Source organism: Tropicimonas omnivorans, assembly GCF_031846565.1.
In the GTDB taxonomy this organism is placed as follows: Bacteria; Pseudomonadota; Alphaproteobacteria; order Rhodobacterales; family Rhodobacteraceae; genus Tropicimonas_B; species Tropicimonas_B omnivorans.
In genome coordinates, this window is sequence record NZ_JAVRHL010000003.1 from 593,364 (window position 1) to 617,223 (window position 23,860).

Sequence of the window (23,860 nt, forward strand, 5' to 3'; positions counted from 1 at the left end):
CGGAGGTCGAACCCAAGATGACCGCGATGGATTGGCAGAGAGCAGGCAAGTATTTCCTGCTCGCCGACATGTTCAAGGGCCTCAGCCTGGGGCTCAGGTACTTCTTTGCGCCGAAGATGACGGTGAACTATCCGCACGAGAAGGGGCACCTGTCGCCCCGGTTCCGCGGCGAGCACGCGCTCCGGCGGTACCCCAACGGCGAAGAGCGCTGCATCGCCTGCAAGCTCTGCGAGGCGATCTGTCCCGCCCAGGCGATCACCATCGACGCCGAGCCCCGCCAGGACGGCTCCCGCCGGACGACGCGCTACGACATCGACATGACGAAGTGCATCTATTGCGGCTTCTGCCAGGAAGCCTGCCCGGTCGATGCCATCGTCGAGGGGCCGAATTTCGAGTTCGCGACGGAGACGCGCGAAGAGCTCTATTACGACAAGACCAAGCTCCTGGAGAACGGGGACCGCTGGGAAGCGGAGATCGCCCGCAATCTTGAGCTGGACGCGCCCTACCGCTGATGTCGGGGCAGGGGCGCGATATGGTCGGGGCATGCCGATGAGCGAGGGGCCGAAGAACCCGTTCGAGGCGATGATGCGCGCCAGCCAAGACTGGGCGCAGTCCCTCAATCCTGCGCTCGAAGGCTTTTCCCCGGGCGATCTCGAGGCCCTCTGGCCCACCATGCCGCGCGACGCGATGGAGATGTGGTTCGGCCAGGGGCTGAACCCGCAGGGCCTCGACGCGAAGACAAGACTTTTCCTTGCGCTCGCCGCGCTTGTGGCGCAGGGAGCGACCGCCGAACCCCAGATCCGCCTCACCGTGCGTCACGCACTTGAGGCCGGCGCCACCCCCAGGGAGGTCGCCGAAGTCATCGGGCAGATGGTGGTGTTCGGTGGCGTTCCGGCCATGAGCCGGGCGATGCAGCTCGCTCAGGGCGTGTTCGAAGAGACGAAGAAGGACGGCTGACGCATGACCATCGCGGATCTGGCAAACTATGCCTTCGCTTTCATCGTCATCATGGCGGCGTTGTTCACCGTGGTCGGGCGCAACCCGGTCCATTCGGTGCTATGGCTCATTCTCGCATTTCTGTCCTCGGCGGCGATTTTCGTGCTCCTCGGGGCGGAGTTCATCGCGATGCTGCTCGTCGTCGTCTATGTCGGCGCCGTGGCGGTGCTGTTCCTCTTCGTCGTGATGATGCTCGACGTGGACTTCGCCGAACTCAGGGCCGAACTGACGCGCTACGTGCCGCTGGCCTCGCTGGTCGTCGTGATCCTGCTGATGCAGCTCGTTCTGGTCTTCGGCGCGTGGAGCACGGCCGACGGTGTGACCGTCCTTGCCCGGCCGGGCGCGGCCCTGATCGAGGGGCAGCCCGAGAACATCAGCGCGCTCGGCCTCGTCGTCTACGACCAGTATATCCTGCTCTTCCAGCTTGCGGGCCTGATCCTGCTCGTTGCGATGATCGGGGCCATCGTCCTGACGCTGCGTCACCGCACGGATGTCAAGCGCCAGAACGTCCTGGCGCAGATGTACCGCGATCCGGCCAAGGCTATGGAACTCAAGGACGTCAAGCCGGGGCAGGGGCTTTGAGCCCGCGCCCGGCACCATGGTCGCATGGCGCGGCCGGAAGGAGATCGGCATGAGCCGCAACACAACACTGATCGCTGCTGCGGTCGTCGTGCTCATCCTGATCTTCGGATTCGGATTTCGCTGAGACCTGTGCGTCAAGACATGGGGGAAGGGACAGATGTTCGGACTTGAACATTATTTGACCGTGGCGGCGGCTTTGTTCGTCATCGGCATCTTCGGCATCTTCGTGAACCGCAAGAACGTCATCATCGTGCTCATGTCGATCGAGCTGATGCTGCTTGCCGTGAACATCAACCTCGTCGCCTTCTCGGCCTATCTCGGGGACGTCGTGGGGCAGGTCTTCACGCTCTTCGTCCTGACCGTCGCGGCCGCTGAGGCGGCGATCGGCCTTGCAATTCTCGTCTGCTTCTTCCGCAACCGCGGCACGATCGCGGTCGAAGACGTCAACAACATGAAGGGCTGACGCGATGACGACGATCATCCTATTCGCCCCGCTGATCGGTGCGATCATCTGCGGCTTCGGCTGGCGCGTGATCGGCGAGCAGGCCGGCATGGTGCTCACGACCGGGCTCCTGTTCCTCTGCGCCCTTTTGTCGTGGATCGTGTTCTTCAGCGTCGACGGTCCGGCGCAGCAGATCCAGATCATGCGCTGGATGGATTCGGGCAGCCTCGTCGCCGACTGGTCCATCCGCCTCGACCGGCTGACGGCGATCATGCTGGTGGTCATCACCACCGTCTCCAGTCTCGTGCACCTCTACAGCTTCGGCTACATGGCGCATGACGAGAACTTCCGGCCGGGCGAGCACTACAAGGCCCGCTTCTTCGCCTATCTCTCCTTCTTCACCTTCGCGATGCTCGCGCTGGTCACGTCGAACAACCTCGCGCAGATGTTCTTCGGCTGGGAAGGCGTCGGCGTCGCCTCGTACCTGCTGATCGGGTTCTACTACCGCAAGGAAAGTGCCGGGGCTGCCGCGATGAAGGCGTTCATCGTCAACCGCGTCGGCGATTTCGGCTTCGCGCTCGGTATCTTCGCGCTGTTCTTCCTCGTCGACTCGATCCAGTTCGATGACATCTTTGCCGCCGCCCCCGAGATCGCGCAGATGACGATCCCGTTCCTGTGGTTCGACGTGAACGCGGCCGAGCTGACGGCGCTCCTTCTCTTCATCGGCGCCATGGGCAAGTCGGCCCAGCTCATCCTGCACACCTGGCTGCCGGACGCGATGGAAGGCCCGACGCCGGTCTCCGCGCTGATCCACGCCGCGACGATGGTGACCGCGGGGGTCTTCCTCGTCTGCCGGATGTCGCCGCTGATGGAATTCGCGCCGGGCGCCACCGCCTTCGTCGTCGTTCTGTCCGCGACCACCGCCTTCTTCGCGGCGACGGTCGGCCTCGTGCAGAACGACATCAAGCGCGTCATCGCCTACTCGACCTGCTCGCAGCTCGGCTACATGTTCGTGGCGGCTGGCGTCGGCATGTACTCGGCGGCGATGTTCCACCTGTTCACCCACGCCTTCTTCAAGGCGATGCTTTTCCTCGGGGCGGGCTCCGTCATCCACGGGATGCACCACGAACAGGACATGCGGAACTACGGCGGCCTGCGGAAGAAGATGCCCTACACGTTCTGGGCGATGATGATCGGGACGCTGGCGATCACCGGTGTCGGCATTCCGCTCACCCATATCGGCTTCGCCGGCTTCCTCTCCAAGGACGCGATCATCGAGAGCGCCTGGGGCGCGGGGACGGGTGTCGGGTATTACGGCTTCTGGATGCTGGTGATCTCCGCCGCGTTCACCTCGTTCTACTCATGGCGCCTGATCTTCATGACGTTCTTCGGCGAGCCGCGCGGCGACAAGCACACGCACGAGCATGCCCACGAGAGCGGCAAGGCCATGCTGATCCCCCTCGGCGTCCTGTCCCTCGGGGCGATCTTCGCCGGGATGATCTGGTACGGCAGCTTCTTCGGCCATGCCGATCAGGTCGCCCGTTTCTACGACATCCCGCTTGCCGAGGAGCACGAAGCCGGTGAGGCGCACGCGGCGGCCGAAGACGGCCATGCCGCCGGAACGCCGACCGAAGAAGAGGCGGAGGAGCACGGCGAAGGCGTCGTCGCGGCCGCCGAGCAGGCCGGTGAGGGCGATCTGGACCAGGCGGGCGACGCTCTCGTCGAAACCGAGGGCGGTCATGCCGAGGAGGGTGAACACCACGTCGCCTTCGGCGGCAGTCCCGGAGACGGGGCGCTCTACTTCGGCCCGGAGAACCACGTCCTCGAGGATGCCCATGCCGCGCCGATCTGGGTGAAGGCCAGTCCCTTCGTCGCCATGCTCCTGGGGCTGGTGGTGGCCTGGGTGTTCTACATCCGCGACACGTCGCTGCCGAAGCGGCTCGCGAACAACCAGCGGCACCTTCATGCCTTCCTCTACAACAAGTGGTATTTCGACGAGGTCTACAACACGCTTTTCGTGGCGCCTGCGCGCGGCCTCGGCCGGTTCCTCTGGCGACGCGGCGACGGGACGATGATCGACGGCGGGATCAACGGGCTCGCGCTCGGGATCGTGCCGTTCTTCAGCCGCCTCGCGGGGCGGGCCCAGAGCGGCTATCTCTTCCACTATGCCTTCGCCATGGTGATCGGGGTGCTGATCCTCGTGACCTGGACGCTGATCGCGGGGCGCTGATCCGATGACGAACCTTCTCTCAATCATCACCTTCCTGCCCCTCGTGGCGGCGATCATCCTGGCGCTGTTCCTGAGGGGCGACGATCCGGCAGCCCGGCGGAATGCCCGCTGGCTTGCGCTGATCGCGTCACTTGCGACGTTCCTCGTGTCGCTCCTGCTGCTTGCCGGGTTCGACCCGTCCAATCCGGACTTCCAGTTCGTCGAGGACCGGGACTGGCTTCTGGGCCTGCGCTACAAGATGGGCGTAGACGGCATCTCGATCCTGTTCGTCATGCTCACGACCTTCCTGATGCCCATCGTCATCGGCGCCTGCTGGAACGTCGAGACGCGGGTGAAGGAATACATGATCGCCTTCCTGGCGCTCGAGAGCCTGATGCTCGGCGTCTTCTGCGCGCTCGATCTCGTCCTCTTCTACCTCTTCTTCGAGGCCGGCCTCATCCCGATGTTCCTGATCATCGGTATCTGGGGCGGGGCGAACCGCATCTATGCCGCGTTCAAGTTCTTCCTCTACACCTTCCTCGGCTCGATCCTGATGCTGGTGGCGATGATCGCGATGTACTCCGATGCCGGCACCACCGACATGGCGGTCCTGCTGACGCACAACTTCGGATCGGAGACGTTCAGCCTCCTCGGGATACAGGTCGTCGGCGGTCTGCAGACGATGCTCTGGCTCGCCTTCTTCGCCTCCTTCGCGGTGAAGATGCCGATGTGGCCGGTGCACACCTGGCTTCCCGATGCGCACGTCCAGGCCCCGACCGCGGGCTCCGTCGTCCTCGCCGCGATCCTTCTGAAGATGGGCGGCTACGGCTTCCTGCGGTTCAGCCTGCCGATGTTCCCGGTCGCCTCGGACCTTCTGGCTCCGCTGGTCTTCTGGCTGTCGGTCATCGCCATCATCTACGCCTCGCTCGTGGCCCTGGCGCAGTCCGACATGAAGAAGCTCATCGCCTACTCGTCCGTCGCCCACATGGGATACGTGACCATGGGGATCTTCACGGCGAACCAGCAGGGCGTCGACGGGGCGATCTTCCAGATGATCTCCCACGGCTTCATCTCCGGCGCCCTCTTCCTCTGCGTCGGCGTGGTCTACGACCGTATCCATACCCGCGAGATCGACGCCTATGGCGGGCTCGTGAACCGGATGCCGGCCTACGCCCTGATCTTCCTGTTCTTCACCATGGCCAATGTCGGCCTGCCGGGGACGAGCGGGTTCATCGGCGAGTTCCTGACGCTGGTCGGGATCTACCAGGTGAGCACTGTGATCGCCGTTCTCGCGACTACCGGCGTGATCCTCTCGGCGGCCTACGCGCTCTGGCTCTATCGCCGGGTCGTCTTCGGCGACCTGATCAAGGAGAGCCTGCGGACGATCACCGACATGTCCGGCCGGGAGAAGGTGCTGTTCGCCCCGCTCGTGGTGATGACGCTGCTGCTCGGGGTCTATCCGCCGCTCGTGACCGACATCATCGGCCCCTCCGTCGAGGAGCTCGTTGACGGCTATCAGCTCGCCCTCGACGAGGCCGCGCCCGAGCAGGTCGCGACCGCCGAAATGGTTGCGGGCCCCGCCGAGACTGCGCCTGAGACCGATGAAGACGCCGGCGCCGAGCCCGAGACCGCTGCGGACGACGGCTCCGCCGAGGCCGAAGCCGAGCCAGAGGCCCCAGTGGCCAACGAACAGGGAGACTAAGCCCTCATGTCCGCCGATTACGCCACGCTCCTCCCCGAGATCTTCCTCGCGGTCTACGCGATGCTGGCCCTTATCGCCTGTGTCTATACCGGCAAGGACGAGGTTGCTCCGACGCTGGTCTGGGTCACCTCCGCTGTCTTCGCCGCCGTCGCGGTCTGGATCCTCCTGTCTGAAGACGGGACCCGGCTCGCGTTTGACGCGATGTTCATCGATGACGGGTTCTCCCGCTTCGCCAAGGTCACGATCCTGCTCTCCGCCGCGATCGTGCTGCTCATGAGCCGCACCTACATGGCGGCGCGGGACCTGCTCCGCTTCGAGTATCCCGTCCTGATCACGCTCGCGACGGTCGGCATGATGGTGATGGTCTCCGCCGGTGACCTCATCGTTCTCTACATGGGCCTCGAGCTTCAGTCGCTCGCGCTCTACGTCGTCGCGTCTCTGCGGCGTGACAGCATCCGCTCCACCGAAGCGGGCCTGAAGTACTTCGTGCTCGGGGCGCTCTCGTCGGGCTTGCTCCTCTACGGCGCCTCGCTAACCTACGGCTATGCCGGCACGACCTCCTTCGAGGGGATCGTCCTTGCCGCTGCCGCGGGGCAGGATATCGGCGTCGGGCTCCTTCTCGGGCTTGTCTTCCTGCTCGCCGGTCTCGCGTTCAAGATTTCCGCCGCGCCGTTCCACATGTGGACGCCGGACGTCTACGAGGGCTCGCCCACCGCGATCACCGCCTTCTTCGCGACCGCGCCCAAGGTTGCCGCCATGGCGCTCCTTGCCCGCGTGACTTACGGCGCGTTCGGGTCCGTTGTCGACGACTGGCAGCAGATCACCGCTTTCCTTGCCGTGATCTCGATGTTCCTCGGCTCGATCGCCGCGATCGGCCAGACAGACATCAAGCGTCTGATGGCCTATTCCTCCATCGCGCATATGGGCTTCGCGCTCGTCGGTCTCTCCGCGGGCACGGTGCAGGGCGTCCAGTCGATGCTGATCTACATGGCGATCTACGTCACCATGAACCTCGGCGCGTTCGCATTCATCCTGTCGATGGAGCGCGAGGGGCGGCACGTCACCCGGATCGACGGGCTCTCGATGCTTTCCCGCAAGGAGCCGCTGAAGGCCTTCGCGCTGCTCATCCTGATGTTCTCGCTCGCCGGGGTTCCGCCGCTCCTCGGCTTCTTCGGCAAGTTCGCGACCTTCGCGGCGGCGGTCGATGCGGGCCTGTGGTGGCTGGCGCTCCTCGCCGGTATCGCGTCCGTCATTGGCGCGTACTATTACCTCCGGATCGTCTTCATGATGTATTTCGGCTCCGAGGACACGCCGCGGATCGACGGCGCCATGAACATGACGCACTGGCTCGTCCTGATGGGCTCCGCCGCGATCATGGTGGTCGGGATCGTCAACCTGTTCGGGATCGAAGGCGCTGCGGCCAGTGCGGCCTTGACGCTTGTTCCCTGACGGCGTCGGCCGGGGTTACGACACGTGCGTGCTGGAGGAGGTCTCCAGCACGATGGACGCGGCGCGGGAGCGGGCAGGGGACCTGACCCGGCCGCTCTGGGTTCTGGCGAAGCGCCAGACCGGTGCCCGGGGAAGACGGGGGCGCGCGTGGCGGATGCCGGAGGGCAACTTCGCCGCCACGCTGGCGCTTCCGCTCGATCGCCCCGCTCCCGAGGCCGCGCTGCGCTCGTTCACCGCCGCTCTCGCGCTCGACGATGCCCTGACGGCGATCACCGGGCGGCCCGCTGCCCTGTCACTCAAATGGCCGAACGACGTCCTGCTGAACGGCGGCAAGGTGGCCGGGATCCTGCTGGAATCCACGGCGAAGGGGAATCTGACGTCCCTTCTCATGATCGGCGTCGGCATCAACCTCGCCGCGGCGCCGGATGCGTCCGAGGTCGAGGCGGGAGCGGTGCGTCCAGTCTCCCTGGTGGGCGAAACCGGGCATCTCGCCCCGCCGGAGGAATTCCTGTCGCTTCTGGGCGATGCCTTTGCCGCGCGGGAAGAGACCCTGAAATCGGAGGGCTTCGCGCCGATCCGGACCGCCTGGCTGGCCCGCGCCGCGCGGCTCGGTCAAACGATCCACGCCCGGACCGGCACGGAGACACTGACCGGCCGGTTCGAGGGGATCGACGTCACCGGCGCGCTATGTCTCGCCACCGAAGGCGGGCTGATCACCCTGCCTGCGGCCGATATCCACTTCGCCAAACCGGAGATCCCGAATGCTTCTCTGCGTTGACTGCGGCAACACGAATACCGTCTTCGCCGTCTGGAACGGCGCTGAGATCGTGGCCACCTTCCGGACCTCCACCGAGCATCAGCGGACGGCGGACCAGTATTACGTGTGGTTCTCCACACTGATGGAACATCGCGGCCTTCCGATCGACATCGACGCGGTGATCGTCTCCTCGACGGTGCCGCGTGTGGTGTTCAATCTCAGGGTGTTCTCCGACCGCTACTTCTCCTGCCGCCCGCGCGTCGTCGGGAAGCCCGATTGCGCACTGCCGATCGAGCCCAGGGTCGATGCCGGGACCCGTGTCGGCCCCGACCGCCTTGCCAATGCCGCCGGAGCCTGGGACCGCCATGGCGGGGACCTGATCGTCGTTGATTTCGGCACGGCCACGAATTTCGACGTGGTGGCCGAGGACGGAGCCTATGTCGGCGGCGTCATCGCCCCGGGCGTGAACCTCTCACTTGAAGCCCTGCACGTCGCAGCCGCCGCCTTGCCCCACGTGGACGTGACCATGCCGCCGCAGGTGATCGGTCGGAATACGGTGGACTGCATGCAGTCGGGTGTGTTCTGGGGCTATGTCGGGCTGATTTCCGGGATCTGTGCCCGCATAAAGGCGGAATACGGACGTCCGATGAAAGTGATTTCCACCGGAGGCCTTGCGCCGCTCTTCCAGCAGGGCGACACGCTGTTTGACATGTTTGAAGATGATCTGACCATTCACGGCCTGACCGTGATCCATTCGTATAACCATAAGAACGGAGTTCACCCCGCACCATGAAGACCGAGAGATTGATCTACCTGCCGCTCGGCGGTTCGGGTGAAGTCGGCATGAATGCCTATGTCTACGGCTGGGGCCGGGAGGGAGAGGAACGCCTCATCCTCGTCGATCTCGGCGTGACCTTCCCGGACATGGACGGCACCCCCGGCGTCGACCTCATCCTGCCGGACATCACCTGGCTGAAAGAGCGGGCGGACCGGCTCGAGGCGATCTTCCTCACCCACGGGCACGAGGACCATATCGGCGCCCTGGGGCACCTTTGGAAGGAGCTTCGGGTTCCGATGCACGCGCGGATCTTCACCGCCGCGCTGTCCCGCCGGAAACTGGAAGAGCAGGGCGGCGACAGCTCGGCGCTCAACGTCGCCGATGTCTGGCCCGCTCAGGTCGAGGCCGGGCCGTTCCGCGTCGGCTTCCTGCCGGTGTCCCATTCCATCCCCGAAAGCTCCGCGCTGGTGATCGACACGCCAGCGGGCCGCGTCGTCCATACCGGTGACTTCAAGCTCGACGGCTCCCCCGTGGTCGGCGAGGCCTTCGATCCCGAATTGTGGCGCAGCGTTGCCAAGGACGGCATCAAGGCCCTGGTCTGCGACAGCACCAACATCCACAACACCCATCCGGGCCGCTCCGAGGCGACCGTGGGTCCCAATATCCGCGAGCTCGTGGCGGGCGCCGGCGGGATGGTGGTCGCGACCACCTTCGCCTCCAACGTCGCGCGGGTGAAGACCTTGGCCGAGGCGGGGATCGCCGCCGGCCGGTCGGTCTGTCTTCTCGGCCGGGCGATGCAGCGCATGGTTGCCGTCTCCCGGGAGACCGGCGTGGTGGATGACCTGCCGAACTTCATCACCGCCGAGGAAGCGACCGACGTCCCGCGCGAGAGCCTGATGCTGATCGTGACCGGCAGCCAGGGCGAGCGCCGCGCGGCCTCCGCGCAGCTCTCCCGCGGCAAGTATCTCGGTCTGAAGATGGCGGAGGGGGACATGTTCCTCTTCTCCTCCAAGACGATCCCCGGCAACGAGGCCGGCGTCATCCAGATCATGAACAACTTCAGCGAGCTGGGCGTGGACGTGGTCGATGACAGCTCCGGCGATTACCACGTCTCGGGCCATGCCAACCGCCCGGATCTCGAGGCGATGCACGACCTGATGCGGCCCTCGATGCTGGTGCCGATGCACGGCGAGCACCGCATGCTCCGGCGTCACGCCGAAGTGGCGTCCGCCAAGGGCATCCCGAGCGTCGTCGCGGTGAACGGCACGATGCTGAGCCTGTCGGGTGACGCGCCCGAGGTGATCGACCATGTCGAGACCGGCCGCACCTATCTCGATGGATCGGTCCTGGTGGGGGCGCTCGACGGCGTGGTCCGCGGGCGGATGCGGATGGCTCTGAACGGCCTCGTGGTGCTGACCGTGCTTCTGGACGAGAACGACGCCCCCCTCGGCGATCCCTGGGCCGAGATCATGGGCCTTGCCGAAACCGGCCGCTCCGGCGCGCCGCTGGTCGAGCGGATCGAAGAGCAGACGGCCGCGGCCCTTGGCCGGGCGGAAAACAAGACGATCGTCGACGACGACAAGCTCGACGAGCTTCTCCGCCGCTCCGTCCGCCAGGTGTGCGCCGAGGAAATCGGCCGCAAGCCCGAGGTGATCGTCGTGGTGTCGCGCCTCACCTGAAGAAAGATCGCGGCGGGGGTGCACGTATCCCCGCCGCGCCAGGCTTTCGGGAATAGAGGGGATGCCGTCAGGCGCGACCGACGAAGTCAGTAAGCGCCCGGCCAAGCGCGTCCCAGTCGGTAAAGTCGCGTGTCTCAAAGGTTGAACCGATGTCCTGTCCGCGCAGGACGACCGAGCGGACGACCTCCTTCTCGAAATAGTCGTAGCTGCCGGGCCTGACCGCGCCAGGCACGAGGATCTCGGCCGTGAAGTTCGTGCCGCACCGGAGCTTCATCTCGTCCAAATAGTCCTGCGCCTCCTCCCGCCCTTCCGCAAAGGCGGCCTTGAGGCTGACGGAGAGCATGAGCGTGGGGCGGGCGGCGAGCTCTGGGCCGAGCGCCCTCAATGCGTCCTCGAACGGGGCGGGGTGGCGACGCTCGTGCACTGGCGCGGCAAGAATGACCGCCTCTGCGCCCTCCAGCGTCGTGACATCACCGCGTCCGGTTTCCATGAGCCGGATTGCGTGGCCCGCGTCTTCGAGATGGGAGCGGGCGAAGTCTGCGATCTTGCCCGTGTGCCCCTCCAGCGTCGCGTAGACGATCGCGATGCGCATCTATGTCCTCCGTCCTCGCCCCTGATGCCGGGGGCTATGCAGCAATCCGGGCCGCCGCGTCCTTGATGCGGGTCAAACCGGACGAGGTGGAGGGCCGCCGGACATGAAAAAGGCGACCCCGAGGGGCCGCCGATTTCACTTGGCCGGTCTTGTCCGGGTCAGCTCGGGCTGCGCGCGAGGAAGGACCTGGTGATGAATTCGGGGACGTGATCCCCCATTCCGACGACGTCGTCGCCGCTTTTGTCGTTGGATCCGCCCCGGCGGGAAGACGACTTGCGCTGCGACCGGCCGCGGGAGGGTTTCGGAGCCTCGTCCTGAGAGCGCTCGGCTTGGGGGCGCTCGGGCTCGGGTGCGGCGACCTCAGGCTCTGCGGAGGGGGCCGCTGGCGCATCTGCCTCGACCGCGGGCGCCGCGGCCGGCTTGCGGGACCGACTGCGGGAGCGCGGCTTCGGCGTCTCCTCCTTCGGGGAATCGCTGGCAGTTTCCGTTGCCGCGCTTTCGGCCGGCGCGGCGTCGGCTGCGGGGACGGCGTCTTCGTCGGCCGTGCGGGAGCGCGTCCGGCTGCGGGCCTTCGGCACCTCCGGCGCATCGATCTTCGGCACGGGCTGGCCGATCATCTCCTCGATCGCAGCGACCTGCTTGTCGTCCGACGGGGTTGCGAGCATCAGCGCGACGCCCGTGCGGCCGGCCCGGCCCGTGCGTCCGATCCGGTGAACGTAGTCCTCGGCGTGGTTCGGCACGTCGAAGTTGAAGACATGGGACACGTTCGGAATGTCGAGCCCGCGCGCGGCCACGTCCGACGCGATGAGGAAGGCGATGGAGCCGTCCCGGAAGCCATCGAGCGTCCGGGTCCGGTGAGACTGGTCGAGATCGCCATGGATCGGCTCCGCGTTCAGCCCGTTCTTCTTGAGCGACTTTGCGACCGCATCTACATCGAGCTTGCGATTGCAGAAGATGATGGCGTTTCGCAGGCCGTCACCCTCCCGCGTGATCATCGCGCGGAGCATGGCGCTCTTCTCGGAGAAAGCGCGATCCTTGCGGGTCGGCTTGAAGGAGACGACGCCCTGCGTGATCGTCTCGGAGGTCGAGGCCTGGCGGGCAACCTCCACGCGCGCCGGGTTCGACAGGAAGGTATTGGTCAGCCGCTCGATCTCGGACGGCATGGTGGCCGAGAAGAACAGGGTCTGCCTGGTGAAGGGCGTGAGCTGGAAGATGCGCTCGATGTCGGGGATGAACCCCATGTCGAGCATCCGGTCCGCCTCGTCGACCACCATGATCTGAACGCCGGTGAGCAGGAGCTTGCCGCGTTCGAAATGGTCCAGAAGGCGGCCGGGCGTCGCGATCAGCACGTCGACGCCGCGGTCGATCAGCTTGTCCTGCTCGCCGAAGGACACGCCGCCGATCAGCAGCGCCTTCGTCAGCTTGGTGTGCTTGGCGTAGACGTCGAAGTTCTCGGCGACCTGCGCCGCGAGCTCCCGCGTGGGGGCAAGCACGAGGCTGCGCGGCATGCGCGCGCGCGCGCGGCCCTTGGACAGCAGCGTGATCATCGGAAGCGTGAAGCTGGCCGTCTTGCCGGTGCCCGTCTGGGCGATGCCGAGCACGTCCTGTCCGGTCAGGGCGGGCGGAATGGCGCCTTCCTGGATCGGTGTCGGCGTCTCGTAGCCGGCGTCTTCGATGGCGGTGAGGACCCGCGGGTCCAGATTGAGGTCGGAAAACTTGGTCATGCGGTCCAGTCGCGTGGGGCGTCCGGCGTATCCGGCGGCGCCGTTGGCGGGACGCGGTCTTCTGGCGCCCCTCAAGGTTCCTGCCCGCGGATCGGGAAGGAGTCACGGGCAGTTACACCACCGGTGCGGAGCGGTCAATCTCGGCGAGCATCCTGGGTTACCGCGCCTGAGGCCCCGTGCAACTGGTTTGGTCCGGGACGCGTTGGTGGGCCAGACTTGAATTCATACACGGGAGTTACCGAGAGATGATCAACAAGAGCGGTTCCGCGAAATGGTCGGGCGGTCTCAAGGACGGCACCGGCCACGTCTCCACGCAGACGGGGGCGCTGAGCGACCAGCCCTACGGGTTCAACACGCGCTTCGAGGGCGAGCCGGGGACGAACCCCGAGGAGATCCTGGGCGCGGCCCATGCCGCCTGCTTCTCCATGGCGCTGTCGATGGTTCTGGGCCAGTCCGACCTGACCCCGGACAACATCGAGACAAAGGCCACGGTGTCGCTGGAGGAGAAGGACGGCGGCTTCGCCATCACGAAGGTGCACCTGGACGTGACGGGCTCGGTGCCGAACGCGACCGAGGCGCAGTTCCTCGAAGCGGCGAACGGCGCCAAGGAGAACTGCCCGCTCTCCAAGGTGATCAATGCCGAGATCACGATGGACGCCAAGTTCGTCTGAACCCGGGACCATTGAATCCCTGAAGGGATCAAGGAGCGGCCCTCGCATTTCGGTGCGGGGGCCTTTTTTTTGTGCTGGAAGACCGACGGACGGTGCGGAGCGGCTCAGCTCGTGGGCCCGGTCACCCTGGCGCCCGTCAGACGCATGGACTGGAAGGTCTGCGGATCGTCCATCAGTTCGAGAGTACCCGAGACGGTGAGCTCCGTACCCTCGGGCATGTCCGCGATGGGAGCCGCAGTGGTGACCTCGAGGCTCGTGCCGAAGCCCCCCTTGCCGCCGCAGAACGGGCAATCCTCGGGCGTCGGCACGATCAGGAAGGTCGTGGTGTAGGCCTCCGGAACGATGGGGACGTAGTAGCCGGTCACGGAGAAGGTTTCCTCGGCCGCTGCGCGAAGCGCCTCCGGGAAGACCTTCGCGGCGCGCCATTCGCCGTCCTCGCCGACGCTTTCCGACAGCTCGACGCTGGTCAAGATATCCCATCCGGCGGGATCGGCCGCGGCCGGCAGGGCCGCCGCGGCGAGAGCGAGGCTAGTGATTGTGGCCAGCGTGGGAATGCTGCGTCGCGTCTGCACTTTCGACCTCCACATCGACGTCCACCGTGCCCAGATCGGCGAAGGTGAGGTCCACCTCGGCGACGTCGCCCTGCTGCAACGCATGGGCGGGCTCGGCGATCTCGATATAGACGGTCTGCGGCGCGAGGTCGAAGTCCGAATCGGCCTCGATGACCAGCTCGGACAGTTCAAGCGGATCGCCGCCGGCGTGCACGGGAGCGCCGACGATCACGGCGTCGCCGAGATCGGTGGTGGCGGAGGTCAGGGTTGCCGCGGCGTCGTCCCGGTTCTGAATCTTCATGAAGATACGGACGGGCCCGCGGGACGTCGCGTTCGACCAGGCATGAAGGATGCGCAGCGTGCCCAGCTCGGCCAGATGCGCGGCCTCGTGATCGTGCTCATGGTCGTGCGCGTGCTCGTGCCCTTGCTCGTGGTTGTGCGTGCCCTCGGCGTGGTCATCATGCTCATGCTCATGCTCATGCTCATGCTCATGCTCATGCGAATCCGCACTTACGGCAAACGGCGCGGCGGCGAGCAGGATGGACAGAAGGGCAGGCCAGATGAGGGGAGCGGTCATGGGAGGGGCTTTCCGAAGCTGTGTGATATCGTATCAAGGCCGTGCCCTAACCGCCGCGCATGACATCCGTGTGACGCGCCTTCAGACCATCATCTCCTTCGTCGCGCTCAGGGTGAGGTCGGGATAGTCGCGCTCTACGCGGTCGATATCCCATTGCAGGCGCGTCAGATAGACGAGGTCGCCGTCGTTGTCCTCGGCCATGTGACCCTTGTTCTTCTCCGCGAAGGCCTCGACCTTCGCCTTCGGGCCGTGGACCCAGCGGGCGGAGGTGAACTGGGACGGCTCGAAGCGCACGGGCAGGCCGTATTCCAGCTCGATGCGGCTGGCGAGGACCTCGAACTGCAGCTGACCGACGACGCCGACGATGAACCCGGAGGCGAGCGTGGGCTTGAACACCTTCGCCGCGCCCTCCTCGGCGAACTGCATGAGCGCCTTCTCGAGGTGCTTGGCCTTCATCGGATCGCCGGCGCGGCAATTCTGCAGAAGCTCCGGCGCGAAGGAGGGGATCCCCGTGACCTTGAGGGCCTCGCCTTCGGTCAGCGTATCGCCGATGCGGAGCTGGCCGTGGTTCGGAATGCCGATGATGTCCCCGGCCCACGCCTCGTCCGCAAGCTCGCGGTCAGACGCGAGGAAGAGGACGGGATTCGAAATGGTCATAGGCTTCTTCGAGCGCACATGCGTCAGCTTCATGCCCCGGGTGAAGTGGCCCGAAGACATGCGCAGGAATGCGACGCGGTCCCGGTGCTTGGGATCCATGTTGGCCTGCACCTTGAAGACGAAGCCCGAAACCTTCTGCTCCTCGGGCGCGATCTGGCGCGGCTCGGCGGAGGTGGGCTGGGGTTCGGGGCCGAAATTGGCGATGCCGTCCATGAGCTCCTTCACGCCGAAGGAGTTGATCGCGCTGCCGAACCAGATCGGCGTCATGGTGCCCTCGGCGAAGGCCTGCCGGTCGAGAGGCGGCAAGAGCGCCCGGGCCATCTCGACCTCCTCGCGAAGGGTGGCAAGAAGGTGCTCGGGCACGTGGTCGGCAAGCTTGGGATCGTCCAGCCCGGTGATCTCGACCGTGGTGCCGACGCGATTGCGGTCCGCCCGGTCCATCAACTCGAGCCGGTCGTTGAGCATGTCGTAGCAGCCGAGGAAGTCCTGGCCGATGCCGATGGGCCATGACGCAGGCGTCACGTCGATCGCGAGGTTCTCCTGGATCTCGTCCACGATCTCGAAGACGTCCCGGCTTTCCCGGTCCATCTTGTTGCAGAAGGTGAGGATCGGCAGGTCCCGCATCCGGCAGACCTCGAACAGCTTCCGGGTCTGGCTTTCGACGCCCTTGGCCCCGTCGATCACCATGATCGCGGCATCGACGGCGGTCAGGGTCCGGTAGGTGTCCTCGGAGAAGTCGCTGTGGCCCGGCGTGTCCACCAGGTTGAAGCGGAACCGCTGGTAGTCGAACGACATGGCGGAGGCGGAGACCGAGATGCCCCGGTCCTTCTCCATCTGCATGAAGTCCGACCGCGTGCGCCGCGCCTCGCCCTTGGCGCGGACCTGCCCCGCCATCTGGATCGCGCCGCCGAAGAGCAGGAACTTCTCGGTCAGCGTCGTCTTGCCCGCATCGGGGTGCGAGATGATGGCAAAGGTCCGGCGCCGGGCGATTTCCGGCGGCAGATCGGGGCGGTTCGTGGGGGCGGCATCCAACATGGCCGCGATATAGAGGCCGCGCGCGGGACGCACAACGAAAAGCGCGATCGGTGATGGGGCAGGGCCGGGACGGACGAGGCGCCATGCGTGGGCCTGTCCGGTCAGGTGGGTTAACGGGCGTGCTGTCCGCTTTCGGCGACCCCCGCGTACGAAAACGGGCGCCCGAAGGCGCCCGCTGAGGATCGAAGCCGGGGAAGGATCGCTCAGAGGCCGGCCTTCTCGTCCGCATCGCGGCAGAAGGGCTGGCTGCGGGTCCACTGCATCATGTCCGAGCGTTTGCGGGAGGAGTGGAACGGGCCCCAGTCGGCCGCCACGCCGCGCATCCCTGCGGAGACGACGCCATCGCGCTTCACAGTGCGGGCCATGATGCGGATTGCGCAGGACAGGTTCGCCTCGCCGTTCTTGAGCGCGGACCCGGACCCGGCGGTGCAACCATAAGAGCGGGCCGTCGCAGGGGAGATCTGCACGAGGCCGAACCACTTGCCGCCGCCGCCGACGGCCGCGGGGTTCCACGTGCTCTCATGCTTGGCAAGAGCGGAGAGAAGGCCGGTCCAGAAGGCCTTGCGCTGCTCTTCGGTGGCATCGTCGTAGGCGGGGCACCATTGCTCGATGTCGCCGGGAATGATGTCGGGAAGGATGGCGCCGTGATCCTCGAGGGCGGTGAGGGCGGTCATCGTCCAGGTCTTGCCCTCGGGACGGTGGTCCCAGCGCATGACCGGAAGGGTGGACGGCGCCTGCAGGCCGCGGGTGGCTTCGACGGAGCGGTTCGCCTGAACGGCGTCGCACGCACTGAGCGCGAAGAGAGGCACGGCCGCGATTGCAAGCGCCCGCAACGCCCTGAATACTCGTGTCATGTGATGTTCTCGTGAACTTGTCCCAGGTAACGGGCCGGACAGGTGTCCGATTCGTCGCCGTCGCACAACCTTCTGTCCCTGAGGCAAGGTGTTTTCGGCGAAGCCTCGCCCACGACCTTACCAGCTGGTTAAAATGCACCGGCCCCCCCGGTGGGCCGGGCCGGGCTTGCTCCGGGCGGCCCGCGCCCCTAGAGATACGCGCCGAAGTAAGGGGCCCTGCCGGTCCGAACCCGCCCGAGGAGATGAGGCCATGCTCGACCTGACCCACGACGCCCCAGCGCCCAAGGTGATCCAGGGAGCGAAGGAGGACTGGGAGCTCGTGATCGGGCTCGAGGTCCACGCCCAGGTCTCCTCGATGGCCAAGCTTTTCTCCGGCGCCTCCACCGCGTTTGGCGCCGAGCCCAACAGCAACGTCGCCTTCGTGGATGCCGCGATGCCGGGGATGCTGCCGGTGATCAACGAGTATTGCATCGCGCAGGCGGTGCGCACGGGGCTGGGGCTGAAGGCGCAGATCAACCTCTTCTCCGCATTCGACCGGAAGAACTACTTCTATCCCGACCAGCCGGCGGGCTACCAGATCAGCCAGCTTTACCATCCCATCGTGGGCGAGGGCGAAGTGATGGTGGACATGGGCCCCGGCATCGCGCGGAAGGTCCGGATCGAGCGGATCCACCTCGAGCAGGACGCCGGCAAGTCGATCCATGACATGGACCCCGCCGCGTCCTTCGTCGACCTCAACCGCGCGGGCGTCGCGCTCATGGAGATCGTCAGCCGCCCCGACATCCGCGGACCGGAGGAGGCTGCGGCCTATATCCTGAAGCTGCGCCAGATCATGCGCTATCTCGGGACCTGCGACGGCGACATGCAGAACGGCAACCTGCGCGCGGACGTCAACGTCTCGGTGTGCCGTCCGGGCGACTTCGAGAAGTACCGCGAGACCGGGGACTTCTCCCACCTGGGCACCCGCTGCGAGATCAAGAACATGAACTCGACGCGGTTCATCCAGCAGGCCATCGAGGTCGAGGCGCGGCGCCAGATTGCCATCCTCGAGGATGGCGGCGAGGTGGTGCAGGAGACGCGCGGCTTCGATCCCGACCGCGGCGAGACCCGGAGCCAGCGCTCCAAGGAAGAGGCGCACGATTACCGCTATTTCCCCGATCCCGACCTGCTGCCGCTCGAGATCGAGCAGGGCTGGGTCGACGATATCGCGGGGACCCTTCCCGAATTGCCGGACGAGAAGAAGGCGCGCTTCGTGTCCGGCTTCGGGATGACCGAGTACGATGCCAGCGTTCTGACCGCCGAGGTCGAGAATGCCGCCTACTTCGAAGAGGTCGCGGTCGGTCGGGACGGCAAGCTGGCCGCCAACTGGGTGATCAACGAGCTCTTCGGGCGTCTCAAGAAGGATGACGACAGGGACATCGAGGACAGCCCGGTCTCGGCGGCGCAGCTGGGGCAGATCATCGACCTGATCTCGAAGGGCGACATCTCGGGCAAGATCGCCAAGGACCTCTTCGAGATCGTCTGGACCGAGGGCGGCGATCCGGCACGCATCGTCGAGGAGCGCGGGATGCGCCAGGTCACCGATACCGGCGCCATCGAGGCCGCCGTGGACCAGGTGATCGCTGACAACCCGGCGCAGGTGGAGAAGGCGCAGGCCAATCCCAAGCTCGCCGGCTGGTTCGTCGGCCAAGTGATGAAGGCCACCGGCGGCAAGGCGAACCCCAAGGCCGTCAACGATATCGTGACCGCGAAGCTGGGGCTCTAGGCCCCGGGGGGCGCGCACCGGGGGGGATGTGTCCTTCGCAGGATCCTTGCGCTGACAAGCGGTCTCGGGGGGCGGAGCTTCGGCCATCCGGACGCCCAAGGCCCCGCGGGGGCGGGCCCGGCGCCCGGAGCGGCATGCCGCCGATCGCGACTTTCTTCCTGTCCCAAGCGCATTTTTAGCGGGGCGGAGCAGGCGGCGCTCCCTTTTCCTTCCGGCTCGCTTGCATTAGGTTGTCCGCCGGTCGAGCGAAGGAGCGGGACATGCCGCGATACGAATACAAGGTTGTTCCGGCTCCGGAGCGGGGCACGAAGGTGAAGGGGCTGAAGACAACTCCCGATCGCTTCGCCTACGCCCTCGAGGAGCTGATGAACGAGCTGGGCGCCAAGGGCTGGGATTACGTCCGTGCCGATACGCTGCCCTGCGAGGAGCGCTCGGGCCTCACGTCGCGCAAGACGAGCTACCAGAACATGCTGGTTTTCCGCCGCTCGGCCGAGAGCGCCACGATGCGTCCTGCCGAGGGCGCAGGTCTCGTGACCGCGCCGTCGCCGCAGCCCTCCGCCGTGACGGCGGCGCATGTCGCGTCTGCCCCGGTGCGGGCGGACGAGGCGCCCGTTGCCACGCCCGAGTCGCATGGGGACGACACGCCGGCTGCACCGGTTCATGCAGACCCCGCGAGCGATCCCCACGAGACCTCGCAGGACAAGAAGGATGCCGCCGCAGCCGCTGCCGCTGCCCTGTCCGCCTATCGCGGGCGGGAAGACGGCCCGTCCTCCGCCCCGCCGCTCGGACCCGCCGGGCCCAAGAAGGACCAGGCGGCCGAATAGGCGCCCGCTCTACTCGGAGATATCGAGCGACAGAGCGTGGATCTTCCCCATGATATCGGGCCCGAGCGCGGCGTGGACCGCGCGATGGCGGGCAATCCTGCTTTGGCCCGCGAACGCCTTGGATTCGATGACGACGTGCCAGTGGCTCTCGCCGCCCTCCTGATATCCCGCGTGGCCGCGATGCATCTCGCTCTGATCTTCGACCTCGAGCCGGTGCGGCGCAAACGTCTCTTCAAGACGAGAGCTGATGCTGTCGGACATGGACATTTTTTGACCTTCTTTCCTCTTCCCTCATGGCTCGCACGGGGTAAACTCTCCGCTCCGAGCCGAAAAGGCCTATCCGCTCTGCCGGGCGGCCTGCACGAACCCCGCGATCCGCGAAAGGACTGACATGGCATCCTCAGACCCATTCGGCTTCGACCTGCGCGTGTCGAGCGACAAGAAGAAGCGGACCCGCGGGCGTCGTGGCATGTCCGGTGCGTTCGAGACGTCGCAGCGCGTCTGCGAGCATCCGGGCTGCCAGGAGCCCGGCAAGTACCGCGCGCCCAAATCCCCGGATTCGCTCGATGATTTCTACTGGTTCTGCAAGACCCACGTCCGGGAATACAACCTCAAGTGGAACTTCTTCGAGGGCACCACGGAGGAGGAATTGTCCGAGCACATGGACAATGACCGCGTCTGGGAGCGCAAGACGAAGCCCTTCCGGCAATCGGCTGAGGAGCGGGCCTGGTCCCGGCTCGGGGTGGACGATCCGCACCAGGTGCTGGGCCAGAACGCCACGCGAAACCCCGGCAAGTCCATCACCGGAACGCGGCGCCTGCCGCCCACGGAGCGGCGCGCTTTGGAGATTCTCGACGCGAAGGATCACTGGACGCGGACGGAGATCCGCAAGAGCTACAAGGCGCTGATCAAGATCCTGCACCCCGACATGAATGGCGGTGACCGCTCCGACGAGGAGCGCCTGCAGGAGGTCATGTGGGCCTGGGATCAGGTCAAGGAAAGCCGTAACTTTAAGGAGTAGGCCCTTCGCAGGGCGCGCGTCAGAGCGCGTCCACCAGCGGGGCCCACTGGTCCTGGATGGGCCGGAGCGCCGCGAGGTCCCGGTCGAAGATCGTCAGCCCCTCATCGGCGAGATCGCCATAGGCGGCGCGCTCGGTCACATGGGCGACGGGGGCCTGCCCCATCTTGTCGAAGAACGCCGCGAGGCGGGCGGAACTGCGCTGCCGCGGCCTCAGGCGATTGGCGACGAGCAGGGCCTCGGCCTTGCCTTTCCGGACGCGCTTGATCCCGCCGAGCATCTTCAGGAAGCGCTTCGTGGCATCCGCGTCGAAGGTCGAGGGCAGGACCGGGACGATCACCGCGTGGGATTCGGAAACGAGGGCCTTCAGCGCCGCCTCGTCCTGTGCGCCGGGAGCGTCCACGATCAGCCAGTCGAGGCCTTTCGGGGCGCTGCCGACGGAGCGGGCACCGGTCCAGTCCACCTGTGCGATGGGGCGAATGCCCGACGGGCGTCGTTTCAGCCAGCGCCGGGAGCTCTTCTGCGGGTCAGCATCGGCGAGGCCGACGGTCCAGCCGCCCCGCGCGAGCGCGCCGGCCAGCGTCACCGCGACGGTCGTCTTGCCGCAGCCGCCCTTGCTGTTCGCGATCAGGATTGTCTTCATCATTCGTCCGGTTCTGGCCGTTCTAGATGACGCTAGCATGACAACCCGGCGGGCCGGACACTTTTCTCGCGAAGGTCAGGACGTTAGACGGGGATGCGCCATGCGGGCGCGGAGAGCCACGCCATGACAGATCCCGCCGCGCGCGCCGCCGCGCTTCTCCACCTGCACCACGGAGGTCTCGAGCCGGGCGATCCGCTGCGGGCGCCGATCGGACTGTCCACCATGTTCCACCTGCCCGGAGATCCGGCCGGGCTGAGAGGCTACGGGCGCGGGGACAACGCGACATGGGACGCAGCGGAAGCGGCCCTGGCCCATCTCGAGGACGCTCCCTCGGTGCTCTTCCCGTCCGGTATGGCGGCCATCACGGCGGGGCTCATGGCGATGCTGAAGGCAGGGGATCGCCTGATCCTTCCGTCCGACGGCTACTATACGACGCGGCTTCTGACCGAACGTGTCCTCGAACGGTTCGGTGTCGAGGTGGAGATGCGGCCGACCGCCCGGATGGCGGAGGGCGGGTTCGACGGCGTCTCCCTCGTCATGCTGGAAACGCCATCCAATCCGGGGCTCGACCTGTGCGACATCGCCGGGATCGCGGCGGAGGTGCACGCGGCCGGCGGGCGGGTGATCTGCGACAACACCACGATGACCCCGCTTGGCCAGCGGCCGCTCGATCTCGGTGCGGATGTGGTCGTCGCCTCCGATACCAAGGCGCCGAACGGGCATTCCGACGTCCTGGCCGGTCATGTCGCGACGCGGGACGGGGAGCTTCTGGAGCGCGTCAGGGATTGGCGGAAGATCTCCGGAGCTATTCCGGGGCCGATGGAGGCGTGGCTGCTCCTGCGTGGGCTGGAGACGCTGGAGGTCCGATTGTCGCGCATGTGGGCGACGGCGGAGGCCGTGGCGGCAGCCCTGGCGGGGCATCCGAAGGTGGAGCGGCTCGTCTATCCGACGCGGCCGGACCATCCGCAGGCGGACCTCGCGGCGCGGCAGATGTCCTCGGGCGGCACGCTGATCGGCCTGACGCTGGCGGACGGGGAGACGGCGACGCGGTTCATTACCGGTTGCCCCTACCTCGCGTCGGCAACGTCCTTCGGCGGCGTCCATTCCTCCGCCGAGCGACGGGCGCGGTGGGGGGACGAGGTGCCGGGCGGCTTCGTGCGTCTCTCCATCGGATGTGAGCCGGAAGCGGCCCTGATGCCAGCCCTCATCGAAGCGCTCGACCGAGCCTGACCTCACGTTGTCCTCGTGCCTTTACTTGGGCAGGGGTGCGCCCCATCTGCACGGGCGGGCCCATCTGGCGAATGGCGCGGCCTTCGCGATGGCCGTTTCGGTTCACACCCTCGTTCGGCATCGGAATGTCACGCAATGATCCTGTCCATCGGAGCCGGTCTTGTCCTTCTCGCCCTTGGCGGGGAGGGTCTCGTGCGCGGCGCTGTCGCGCTTGCGGCGCGGCTCGGCATGTCGCCGCTTCTCATCGGTCTGACCGTCGTGGGGTTCGGCACGTCGACGCCTGAACTCTTCACCTCGCTCCGGGCCGCCTTCGCCGGCGCGCCGGGGATCGCCGTCGGCAACGTCGTCGGCTCCAACATCGCCAATATCCTGTTGATTCTCGGCGTTGCGGCCCTCATCGCGCCCGTCATGGTGTCGCCGTCTGCCTTTCGGCGGGACGGGCTGTCCCTTGGTCTGGCGACGCTCGCCGCGGCAATCGTCGTTCTGATCGGAGTTCTGACGCGGGGGGCGGGCCTGCCCCTTCTCGTCGGCCTCGCGGTCTATCTCTTCGTGGCATACCGGCTGGAGATGCGCGCGGGCAGGCCCGAGGCGGCTCCGCCTGATGCTCCCGGGGCGGGCCTTCCGGTTGCCCTGCTCTACGCGGTGGGCGGGATCGCGATGACGGTCCTCGGCGCGGGGCTCCTCGTCGGCGGCGCGACGGATCTGGCGCGGATGTGGGGCGTGCCCGATACGGTGATCGGGCTGACGCTCGTCGCCATCGGCACCTCGCTGCCGGAACTGGTGACGTCGGTGATCGCCGCATTGCGCGGGCAGGGGGACCTCGCCTTCGGCAACGTCGTCGGCTCGAACATCTACAATATCCTCGGCATTCTGGGCGCGACGGCGCTCGTGAAGCCGATCCCGGTCCCGGCGCAGATCGCGCGAGTGGATATCTGGATCATGGCAGGTGCGACCCTGGTCCTCGTCGCGGTCGCCGTGACCGGCTGGCGGATCAGGCGATGGGAGGGCGGCCTGCTCCTCGCGCTCTATCTCGGATACGTCGCCTGGCTCGGGGTGGGGGCCATCGGCGGGGTGTGAGGCGAAAGGCGCCCCGCGTCGGCGTTAGCGCCCGCCGCGGCATGATCC

The 23,860-nt window shown here is 66.5% G+C and carries 23 protein-coding genes and 1 pseudogene; 16 read left to right on the forward strand and 8 right to left on the reverse strand.

Annotation, left to right across the window (positions count from 1 at the left end):
- The first annotated feature begins 17 nt into the window (after positions 1-17).
- From nuoI to RM543_RS13465, 10 genes and pseudogenes are all read left to right on the forward strand, one after another.
- A complete protein-coding gene (nuoI, locus tag RM543_RS13420; protein WP_311692464.1) occupies positions 18-512 on the forward strand; it encodes an NADH-quinone oxidoreductase subunit NuoI in 495 nt (164 codons plus the stop codon).
- 37 nt (positions 513-549) lie between these two features.
- Entirely contained in the window at positions 550-957 is a 408-nt protein-coding gene (locus tag RM543_RS13425) for a carboxymuconolactone decarboxylase family protein (protein ID WP_311693362.1), read from the forward strand.
- 3 nt (positions 958-960) lie between these two features.
- The gene (locus RM543_RS13430; protein WP_311692466.1) at positions 961-1,578 is read left to right on the forward strand and encodes an NADH-quinone oxidoreductase subunit J; all 618 of its coding nucleotides are present in this window, start codon (positions 961-963) and stop codon (positions 1,576-1,578) included.
- A gap of 157 nt (positions 1,579-1,735) precedes the next feature.
- Complete coding sequence (gene nuoK / locus RM543_RS13435) at positions 1,736-2,041, forward strand: NADH-quinone oxidoreductase subunit NuoK (RefSeq protein ID WP_311692468.1); 306 nt, start codon at positions 1,736-1,738, stop codon at positions 2,039-2,041.
- A 4-nt stretch (positions 2,042-2,045) separates the two neighbouring features.
- Positions 2,046-4,250 (forward strand): NADH-quinone oxidoreductase subunit L, encoded by a 2,205-nt coding sequence (gene nuoL / locus RM543_RS13440; RefSeq protein ID WP_311692470.1) that lies wholly within the window; start codon positions 2,046-2,048, stop codon positions 4,248-4,250.
- Between the two features lie 4 nt (positions 4,251-4,254).
- Positions 4,255-5,754: pseudogene (locus tag RM543_RS13445) on the forward strand (NADH-quinone oxidoreductase subunit M); the annotation flags it as partial.
- A 183-nt stretch (positions 5,755-5,937) separates the two neighbouring features.
- On the forward strand, positions 5,938-7,380 hold the full coding sequence (nuoN, locus tag RM543_RS13450) for an NADH-quinone oxidoreductase subunit NuoN (protein WP_311692472.1): 1,443 nt from the start codon (positions 5,938-5,940) through the stop codon (positions 7,378-7,380).
- Positions 7,370-8,158 carry a biotin--[acetyl-CoA-carboxylase] ligase gene (locus RM543_RS13455; RefSeq protein WP_311692474.1) on the forward strand — a complete coding sequence of 263 codons (789 nt, stop codon included), beginning with the start codon at positions 7,370-7,372 and terminating at the stop codon, positions 8,156-8,158. The genes nuoN and RM543_RS13455 overlap by 11 nt, the downstream gene beginning before the upstream one ends.
- Positions 8,142-8,930 carry a type III pantothenate kinase gene (locus RM543_RS13460; RefSeq protein WP_311692476.1) on the forward strand — a complete coding sequence of 263 codons (789 nt, stop codon included), beginning with the start codon at positions 8,142-8,144 and terminating at the stop codon, positions 8,928-8,930. The genes RM543_RS13455 and RM543_RS13460 overlap by 17 nt, the downstream gene beginning before the upstream one ends.
- Positions 8,927-10,594: a ribonuclease J gene (locus RM543_RS13465; protein WP_311692478.1), complete on the forward strand. Its 1,668-nt coding sequence runs from the start codon at positions 8,927-8,929 to the stop codon at positions 10,592-10,594. The genes RM543_RS13460 and RM543_RS13465 overlap by 4 nt, the downstream gene beginning before the upstream one ends.
- A 67-nt stretch (positions 10,595-10,661) precedes the next feature.
- On the opposite strand, the gene RM543_RS13470 is transcribed toward RM543_RS13465, so the two are convergent.
- A complete protein-coding gene (locus RM543_RS13470) occupies positions 10,662-11,186 on the reverse strand; it encodes a flavodoxin domain-containing protein (protein ID WP_311692480.1) in 525 nt (174 codons plus the stop codon).
- A gap of 158 nt (positions 11,187-11,344) precedes the next feature.
- Entirely contained in the window at positions 11,345-12,910 is a 1,566-nt protein-coding gene (locus RM543_RS13475) for a DEAD/DEAH box helicase (protein WP_311692482.1), read from the reverse strand.
- A 245-nt stretch (positions 12,911-13,155) separates the two neighbouring features.
- On the opposite strand from RM543_RS13475, the gene RM543_RS13480 reads away from it, so the two are divergent.
- Positions 13,156-13,581 (forward strand): OsmC family protein, encoded by a 426-nt coding sequence (locus RM543_RS13480; RefSeq protein WP_311692484.1) that lies wholly within the window; start codon positions 13,156-13,158, stop codon positions 13,579-13,581.
- A 104-nt stretch (positions 13,582-13,685) separates the two neighbouring features.
- Here the strand turns inward: RM543_RS13480 and RM543_RS13485 are convergent, their stop codons facing one another.
- From RM543_RS13485 to RM543_RS13500, 4 genes are all read right to left on the reverse strand, one after another.
- Positions 13,686-14,153, reverse strand: a complete 468-nt coding sequence (locus tag RM543_RS13485; RefSeq protein ID WP_311692486.1) for a hypothetical protein — start codon at positions 14,151-14,153, stop codon at positions 13,686-13,688.
- Positions 14,110-14,709, reverse strand: a complete 600-nt coding sequence (locus tag RM543_RS13490; protein WP_311692488.1) for a copper chaperone PCu(A)C domain-containing protein — start codon at positions 14,707-14,709, stop codon at positions 14,110-14,112. Before RM543_RS13490 ends, RM543_RS13485 begins: the two co-directional genes overlap by 44 nt.
- Before the next feature lie 81 nt (positions 14,710-14,790).
- Entirely contained in the window at positions 14,791-16,401 is a 1,611-nt protein-coding gene (locus tag RM543_RS13495) for a peptide chain release factor 3 (RefSeq protein ID WP_311692490.1), read from the reverse strand.
- Positions 16,402-16,604: 203 nt separating this feature from the next.
- On the reverse strand, positions 16,605-17,255 hold the full coding sequence (locus RM543_RS13500) for a transglycosylase SLT domain-containing protein (protein WP_311692492.1): 651 nt from the start codon (positions 17,253-17,255) through the stop codon (positions 16,605-16,607).
- A gap of 250 nt (positions 17,256-17,505) precedes the next feature.
- On the opposite strand from RM543_RS13500, the gene gatB reads away from it, so the two are divergent.
- Both gatB and RM543_RS18995 read left to right on the forward strand, forming a co-directional pair.
- A complete protein-coding gene (gene gatB / locus RM543_RS13505) occupies positions 17,506-19,020 on the forward strand; it encodes an Asp-tRNA(Asn)/Glu-tRNA(Gln) amidotransferase subunit GatB (protein ID WP_311692494.1) in 1,515 nt (504 codons plus the stop codon).
- A 260-nt stretch (positions 19,021-19,280) separates the two neighbouring features.
- Complete coding sequence (locus RM543_RS18995) at positions 19,281-19,844, forward strand: DUF4177 domain-containing protein (protein WP_432280461.1); 564 nt, start codon at positions 19,281-19,283, stop codon at positions 19,842-19,844.
- A 9-nt stretch (positions 19,845-19,853) separates the two neighbouring features.
- Here the strand turns inward: RM543_RS18995 and RM543_RS13515 are convergent, their stop codons facing one another.
- Entirely contained in the window at positions 19,854-20,111 is a 258-nt protein-coding gene (locus RM543_RS13515; RefSeq protein WP_311692496.1) for a BolA family protein, read from the reverse strand.
- Between the two features lie 124 nt (positions 20,112-20,235).
- Between RM543_RS13515 and RM543_RS13520 the strand changes: the two genes are divergently transcribed.
- Positions 20,236-20,865 carry a DnaJ domain-containing protein gene (locus RM543_RS13520; RefSeq protein ID WP_311692498.1) on the forward strand — a complete coding sequence of 210 codons (630 nt, stop codon included), beginning with the start codon at positions 20,236-20,238 and terminating at the stop codon, positions 20,863-20,865.
- A 19-nt stretch (positions 20,866-20,884) separates the two neighbouring features.
- Here RM543_RS13520 and RM543_RS13525 read toward each other — a convergent pair whose 3' ends face one another.
- Positions 20,885-21,508 carry a nucleotide-binding protein gene (locus RM543_RS13525; RefSeq protein WP_311692500.1) on the reverse strand — a complete coding sequence of 208 codons (624 nt, stop codon included), beginning with the start codon at positions 21,506-21,508 and terminating at the stop codon, positions 20,885-20,887.
- A 120-nt stretch (positions 21,509-21,628) separates the two neighbouring features.
- Here RM543_RS13525 and RM543_RS13530 point away from each other — a divergent pair, with 120 nt between their 5' ends.
- Positions 21,629-22,735, forward strand: a complete 1,107-nt coding sequence (locus RM543_RS13530; protein WP_311692502.1) for a cystathionine gamma-lyase — start codon at positions 21,629-21,631, stop codon at positions 22,733-22,735.
- A gap of 135 nt (positions 22,736-22,870) precedes the next feature.
- The gene (locus RM543_RS13535; RefSeq protein ID WP_311692504.1) at positions 22,871-23,812 is read left to right on the forward strand and encodes a calcium/sodium antiporter; all 942 of its coding nucleotides are present in this window, start codon (positions 22,871-22,873) and stop codon (positions 23,810-23,812) included.
- Positions 23,813-23,860 lie beyond the last annotated feature (48 nt).

What these genes read in the sequence shown, in the direction of transcription:
- RM543_RS13495 (WP_311692490.1), bottom strand. Translation starts at nt 16,401, where the DNA reads ATGTTGGATGCCGCCCCCACGAACCGCCCCGATCTGCCGCCGGAAATC.
- RM543_RS13525 (WP_311692500.1), bottom strand. Translation starts at nt 21,508, where the DNA reads ATGATGAAGACAATCCTGATCGCGAACAGCAAGGGCGGCTGCGGCAAG.
- RM543_RS13475 (WP_311692482.1), bottom strand. Translation starts at nt 12,910, where the DNA reads ATGACCAAGTTTTCCGACCTCAATCTGGACCCGCGGGTCCTCACCGCC.
- RM543_RS18995 (WP_432280461.1), top strand. Translation starts at nt 19,281, where the DNA reads ATGCCGCGATACGAATACAAGGTTGTTCCGGCTCCGGAGCGGGGCACG.
- nuoI (WP_311692464.1), top strand. Translation starts at nt 18, where the DNA reads ATGACCGCGATGGATTGGCAGAGAGCAGGCAAGTATTTCCTGCTCGCC.
- gatB (WP_311692494.1), top strand. Translation starts at nt 17,506, where the DNA reads ATGCTCGACCTGACCCACGACGCCCCAGCGCCCAAGGTGATCCAGGGA.
- RM543_RS13490 (WP_311692488.1), bottom strand. Translation starts at nt 14,709, where the DNA reads ATGACCGCTCCCCTCATCTGGCCTGCCCTTCTGTCCATCCTGCTCGCC.
- RM543_RS13530 (WP_311692502.1), top strand. Translation starts at nt 21,629, where the DNA reads ATGACAGATCCCGCCGCGCGCGCCGCCGCGCTTCTCCACCTGCACCAC.
- RM543_RS13520 (WP_311692498.1), top strand. Translation starts at nt 20,236, where the DNA reads ATGGCATCCTCAGACCCATTCGGCTTCGACCTGCGCGTGTCGAGCGAC.
- RM543_RS13430 (WP_311692466.1), top strand. Translation starts at nt 961, where the DNA reads ATGACCATCGCGGATCTGGCAAACTATGCCTTCGCTTTCATCGTCATC.
- RM543_RS13460 (WP_311692476.1), top strand. Translation starts at nt 8,142, where the DNA reads ATGCTTCTCTGCGTTGACTGCGGCAACACGAATACCGTCTTCGCCGTC.
- RM543_RS13535 (WP_311692504.1), top strand. Translation starts at nt 22,871, where the DNA reads ATGATCCTGTCCATCGGAGCCGGTCTTGTCCTTCTCGCCCTTGGCGGG.
- nuoL (WP_311692470.1), top strand. Translation starts at nt 2,046, where the DNA reads ATGACGACGATCATCCTATTCGCCCCGCTGATCGGTGCGATCATCTGC.
- RM543_RS13465 (WP_311692478.1), top strand. Translation starts at nt 8,927, where the DNA reads ATGAAGACCGAGAGATTGATCTACCTGCCGCTCGGCGGTTCGGGTGAA.
- RM543_RS13480 (WP_311692484.1), top strand. Translation starts at nt 13,156, where the DNA reads ATGATCAACAAGAGCGGTTCCGCGAAATGGTCGGGCGGTCTCAAGGAC.
- nuoK (WP_311692468.1), top strand. Translation starts at nt 1,736, where the DNA reads ATGTTCGGACTTGAACATTATTTGACCGTGGCGGCGGCTTTGTTCGTC.
- RM543_RS13470 (WP_311692480.1), bottom strand. Translation starts at nt 11,186, where the DNA reads ATGCGCATCGCGATCGTCTACGCGACGCTGGAGGGGCACACGGGCAAG.
- RM543_RS13515 (WP_311692496.1), bottom strand. Translation starts at nt 20,111, where the DNA reads ATGTCCATGTCCGACAGCATCAGCTCTCGTCTTGAAGAGACGTTTGCG.
- RM543_RS13425 (WP_311693362.1), top strand. Translation starts at nt 550, where the DNA reads ATGAGCGAGGGGCCGAAGAACCCGTTCGAGGCGATGATGCGCGCCAGC.
- RM543_RS13500 (WP_311692492.1), bottom strand. Translation starts at nt 17,255, where the DNA reads ATGACACGAGTATTCAGGGCGTTGCGGGCGCTTGCAATCGCGGCCGTG.
- nuoN (WP_311692472.1), top strand. Translation starts at nt 5,938, where the DNA reads ATGTCCGCCGATTACGCCACGCTCCTCCCCGAGATCTTCCTCGCGGTC.